Origin of the sequence: Candidatus Effluviviaceae Genus I sp. (assembly GCA_016867725.1) — a bacterium.
Taxonomy (GTDB): domain Bacteria; phylum Joyebacterota; class Joyebacteria; order Joyebacterales; family Joyebacteraceae; genus VGIX01.
In genome coordinates, this window is record VGIX01000067.1 from 1 (window position 1) to 4,934 (window position 4,934).

Below are 4,934 nucleotides of genomic sequence, written 5' to 3' on the forward strand. Positions count from 1 at the left end.
CGCGCGCGGTCGCCGTCGTCGCGCACGCCGACTGCGCGGCGAACCAAGTGCCCGACGAGCAGCAGCGACGCGAGCTCGCCGTTGCTGTCGAGGAGGTCGCGCGCGCCTTCCCGGCGGCGACCGTCCTCGGGCTGTGGATCGACGAGCGATGGGAGGTCACGGAGGTCGAGCGCCGCGCCCCGGCGGACGGCGCTGGCGCGTAGCCGGTGGACCGGCTGCGGTGACAGGGAGTGCGCATGACCGCCCGCTTGGCGGACACCACGACGCCCGCCCTCGACGCCCTCGTGAACGCCGGGAACAGCGACCTTCTGCCGGGCGGGGGCGTCTGCGGGGCGGTCCATCGGGCGGCCGGCCCGGAGCGGGCGGTGGGCGTGCAGACGCCTGGCGCCGTGCCCCATCGGCGAGGCGAGGATTGCGCCGGGGTTCAGGCTGCCGGCGCGGTTCGTCATCCATGCGGTGGGGCCGGCCTGGGGGGCGGTGACGCGACGCGCGTTGTGTTCGCTTGCTTCAGCGACGAGGCTCTGAGAGCATACGAGGACGAGGGAGTGTCCGGAACGAAGCGCGCGGCAGGTGACACGGGGAGGTGACAGCGACGAGCTGGCAGCTGATCGTCACGCTCGCGGTCCTGGTGGCCGCGCTCGCGGCGCTCGTCGTCTTCAGGGGCTGGCGAGCCCACGTGAAGGCGGTCGAGGAGCTCAGGGTTGCGAGGACGATCCTGTCCGAGGCGTACGCGCTCCAGCGACTCGTGTCCGACTTCGGCTCGCTCACCGTCCCCTCGCTCGCGGCGTCGCTCTCCGAGCGGCACGGTCGCAGGTCCCTCGCCGAGGGCGTGCTCGAGCCGCAGCTCCGGCTCATGCAGGACGCGCTCGTCAGGCTCAAGGGCTCCATGTTCGAGGGGAGCGTCCTGTGGGGCCGCGAGACGTGCGACGCGCTCGTGCCGGTCGAGGGGCTCCTCGCGCGGCTGGTTGCCGACGTCGGGGAGTACAAGGTGTCCGAGAACGGACACGCGGGGGCCCCGGGCGACGCCGAGCGGGAAGCGCGGCTCGCCTGCACGCTCGCGGGCGCGCGCGACGCGGCGGGCAAGACGTTCGAGGACAGGTTCAGCGCGGCCGTCACGGTCCTGGAGGCCGTGGTCCGGAGTCGCGTTCGGTGAGCGCGCCTGAGCGAAGGGAGGCCGCCGTGTGGAAACCCCCGGTCTTTGCGGTTGTCGCGACGCTCGCGCTGACGGCGTGCGCGTTCGCCGGCGACGTGGGGCTCGGCCTGATCGCCGGGGAGCCGACGGGCGTGAGCGTCAAGGTCTGGTCGGGGAGTCGGACGGCGTTCGACGGAGCGGTCGGCTGGTCGCTCGACGAGAGCGGGTGGATCTACGCGCACGCCGACTATCTCTGGCACCGGTACGACATCGAGATCGACTTCCCGGGCGCGCTCCCGTTCTACGTCGGCGTCGGGGGGCGCGTGCTGTTCCGCGAGAGCGAGAGGTCGCGCGTCGGCATCCGGGTGCCCATCGGACTGGACTACCTGACGGCGGATCGCCGGTTCGACTTCTTCCTCGAGATCGCGCCCGTCGTGGACCTTGTCCCCGAGACCGAGTTCTCCGTGAGCGGAGGCATCGGGGCGAGGTTCTACTTCTGAGGCGAGCGGAGGGACACGCCATGAGCAGGCGCTCGGCAGCGCTCGCCGCATGCGCGGCGGCGGTCGCGCTCTGCGTGACGCCGGCCTCGGGAGCGCTCTACGTCTGCGGGTGCGACACGCTGCGCGTGGAGCCGGTCGGGCGGTGGGAGGCCGTCGTGCTCTACCTCGACGGCGGGCCGTTCCTGCTGCCGCAGACCATCGCGGCTTCGGGCGTCCGGTACAGCGACGGCGAACGCACGTTCTGGACGAAGGGGGAGGAGGCGTTCCTCGAGATCGGGGACGTCCTGGTGAAGTCCGGCTGCGTCCTCGCGCCGAGCGTGCTCGAGACCGGGGGCGACGGGAGGACCCAGTTCGACGTGCCGGTGCTGTCCTCTCACGACGTGGACGTGAGCGCGCTCAATGAGCTGATCGACGCGGCCGCACTTCGCGGCGAGGCCTGGGTCCGGGACGCGTTCCTGATCGCGCTCGAGCACGTGGGCGCCACGGACGGGCTCGAGGCGCGCGTCGTCTCCGTGGTCAAGGTCGACAGCGCCGCCGAAGCGGCGGCTGGCTCGACGGTGACGGTGGTTCGCGAGGGCCTCCTCGACGACTCCGTCCGCGCGATCTGGGACGAGCTGCACCTGGCGCGGACGGCCGGCGGCGCGTGGAGGGTCGAGCGAGCGTTGCGCGCGTACCGGTGCTGGCGCGGCCACCACGGCCTCGCGTACGGCGCCGAGTGGTGTCCGTGACACCGGCGCTCGGGTGAGAACACAGGTGGACGGAGGGATGGCATGGCTCGCTGTGCAGCGGTGTCGTGCCGCGCGCTGGTCCTTCTCGCGCTCGCGGCGCTTCTGAGCTCGTGCGCGTCGGTCGGCCGGGACTTCCCCGTGTCCCCGGTCTCGCAGATCCAGATCGGGAAGACGACGCAGGCGGAGATCCGGTCCATGTTCGGCGCTCCATGGAGGACCGGCGTCGAGGACGGCCAGCGGACGTGGACGTACGGGAAGTACAAGTACAGGCTGTTCGGGGAGCGGAGCACGACCGACCTCGTCGTCCGCTTCGACAGGAACAACGTTGTCGCGTCCTACTCGTTCAGCACGACGGACCACGAGGAGTAGCGGCGCCGCTGGGCGCGGGAGAGGCGTCATGGCAGAACGTAGTCCCATGGACCTCGTGTCGGCGATCGCCGTGTGCATCCTCCTCATCGTCACAGCCGCGAACAGCGCCCTGGCCATGCTTGTCGTGAGCGCCGTGGCGCTCGCGGTCGCGCTCGTCGTGTCGCGCGGGCGCATCCAGGGTGGGAGCCTTCTCGCGCTCGCGAGCGGGGCTGTCGTGGCCGTCGTGGTCGCGCTGGTCTTCCTGATCGTCAAGCGATGACGATGGGCGCGGGACAGCGGGCGGAGCGCGCGCGGGACGCGGGCGACAGAACGCCGGGGAAGCTGACGTTCCGGCCTCTCACGCCCGCGCGCTGGCGTGACTTCGAGCTCCTGTTCGGGAAGAGCGGCGCCTGCGGCGGGTGCTGGTGCATGTGGTGGCGGCAGACGCGCGCCGAGTTCGGGGCGAACCACGGGGAGCGCAACCGGCGCGCGATGAAGCGGATCGTGGACTCGGGCGAAGTGCCTGGGGTCATGGTCTACGAGGGGCGGACGCCGGTCGGCTGGTGCTCGGTCGCGCCGCGCGAGCGATTCGCCTCGCTCGAGCGGTCGCGCGTGCTCCGGCGGCTGGACGACACGCCCGTGTGGTCCATCGTCTGTCTGTTCGTGGCGAGGTCGCACCGCGGGCGCGGGCTCGCCGTGGCGCTCATCCGCGCGGCGGCCGAGCTCGCTGAGCAGCGCGGCGCGCGGATGGTCGAGGCCTACCCGACGGCGCCGCGGGGCAGGGCGCTCCCCGACATCTCGAGCTTCATGGGCGTGCCGGCGCAGTACGAGCGCGCGGGGTTCCGTGTCGCGGCGCGGCCCTCGCGGGCGCGGGTCGTGATGCGGCGGGGGACGGAGTAGCGGCCCGGGGAGCGGAGTGACGCTCGCGGCGTGACGTGAGGTGTCGCATGCGTGCGAAGAGGCTCGCGGCCGGGTTCTGGGTGGTCGCCCTCGCGCTCGCCCTCGGCTGCGCGACGCAGAACCCGAAGTGGGCGACGTCGACCAACCCGTGCTGCGGGCAGGACCTTCTGCTTCGGGGCATCACGCCGCCCGAGGACCGCTGCGCCGACCTCGTCGTGGACCAGGAGACGGCGTTCCGGCTCATGATGGGGCTGGGCGGGTCGGCCGCGCTTCAGTGGCACGTCCGTCTGATCCCGGGTGGCCCGGCGTGCATCTGGCGCATCTGGCCGGGGATGTCGAAGGACGACTTCCTCGCGGCTCGGCTCGCGCGCGCGGACGACGGAGGGGACATGCCGACGGAGCATGAGATCGCGACGTTCGGAGCGGGGTGCTTCTGGTGCGTCGAGGCGGTGTTCCGGGAACTGAGAGGTGTCGAGGACGTCGTTCCCGGCTACGCAGGTGGCCGCGTCGTTGATCCGACCTATGAGCAGGTGTGCTCGGGACGGACGGGCCACGCCGAGGTGGCGCAGATCACATTCGATCCGGCCGTGATCTCGTACGCCGAGCTCCTCGACGTCTTCTGGGCGACGCACGACCCGACGACGCTGAACCGCCAGGGGGCGGACGTCGGCACGCAGTACCGTTCGGTCATCTTCTACCACAGCGCGGAGCAGCGAGAGACGGCCGAGCGCTCGAGGCGCGAGGCGGAGGCGTCTGGGCGCTGGAGCGACCCGGTCGTGACGGAGATCGAGCCTCTCACCACCTTCTACGCGGCGGAGGGCCATCACCGCGACTACTACCGGCAGAACCCGGACCAGCCGTACTGCAGGGCGGTCATCGACCCGAAGATCGCCAAGGTGAGAAGCCGGTTCGCCGAGCACCTCGCGGGGGCGGCGGACGGACGGCACGGGGATGCAGGCTCGGCGCCGGCGTTCACGAAGCCGACGGACGAGGAACTCCGCGCCGCGCTTTCGCCGCTGCAGTACGCGGTGACGCAGGAGAACGCGACGGAGCCCCCGTTCCGGAACGAGCACTGGGACGAGGAGCGCCCCGGCATCTACGTGGACGTCGTGTCGGGCGAGCCCCTGTTCACCTCGCTCGACAAGTTCGACTCGGGCTGCGGTTGGCCGAGCTTCACGCGGCCGCTTACCCCGGGTGCCGTCGTGACGCGGCCCGACCGCACGCTGCGCGCGGAGAGGACCGAGGTGCGCTCGGCCGGCGCCGACTCGCACCTCGGGCACGTCTTCGACGACGGTCCCGCGCCGACGGGGCTCCGGTACTGCATCA

General features: G+C 72.0%; 8 protein-coding genes and 1 pseudogene. All 9 read left to right on the forward strand.

The window, feature by feature from the left end; translation table 11 throughout:
• The coding region (locus FJY74_09200; GenBank protein MBM3308490.1) for a hypothetical protein at nt 1–203 on the forward strand (203 nt) is incomplete at its 5' end.
• A 33-nt stretch (nt 204–236) separates the two neighbouring features.
• Nucleotides 237–525 (forward strand): annotated as a pseudogene (locus FJY74_09205) (macro domain-containing protein).
• Between the two features lie 58 nt (nt 526–583).
• Complete coding sequence (locus FJY74_09210; protein ID MBM3308491.1) at nt 584–1,153, forward strand: hypothetical protein; 570 nt, start codon at nt 584–586, stop codon at nt 1,151–1,153.
• A gap of 26 nt (nt 1,154–1,179) precedes the next feature.
• Complete coding sequence (locus FJY74_09215) at nt 1,180–1,632, forward strand: hypothetical protein (protein ID MBM3308492.1); 453 nt, start codon at nt 1,180–1,182, stop codon at nt 1,630–1,632.
• A gap of 20 nt (nt 1,633–1,652) precedes the next feature.
• Nucleotides 1,653–2,360, forward strand: coding sequence for an MliC family protein (locus FJY74_09220; protein MBM3308493.1), 708 nt, complete (start codon nt 1,653–1,655; stop codon nt 2,358–2,360).
• Nucleotides 2,361–2,402: 42 nt separating this feature from the next.
• Nucleotides 2,403–2,729, forward strand: coding sequence for an outer membrane protein assembly factor BamE (gene bamE / locus FJY74_09225; protein ID MBM3308494.1), 327 nt, complete (start codon nt 2,403–2,405; stop codon nt 2,727–2,729).
• Between the two features lie 28 nt (nt 2,730–2,757).
• Nucleotides 2,758–2,988, forward strand: coding sequence for a hypothetical protein (locus tag FJY74_09230; GenBank protein MBM3308495.1), 231 nt, complete (start codon nt 2,758–2,760; stop codon nt 2,986–2,988).
• 2 nt (nt 2,989–2,990) lie between these two features.
• Complete coding sequence (locus FJY74_09235; protein ID MBM3308496.1) at nt 2,991–3,608, forward strand: GNAT family N-acetyltransferase; 618 nt, start codon at nt 2,991–2,993, stop codon at nt 3,606–3,608.
• Between the two features lie 47 nt (nt 3,609–3,655).
• Nucleotides 3,656–4,934 (forward strand): peptide-methionine (S)-S-oxide reductase MsrA (gene msrA / locus FJY74_09240; protein ID MBM3308497.1); only part of this gene is annotated, 1,279 nt, incomplete at its 3' end.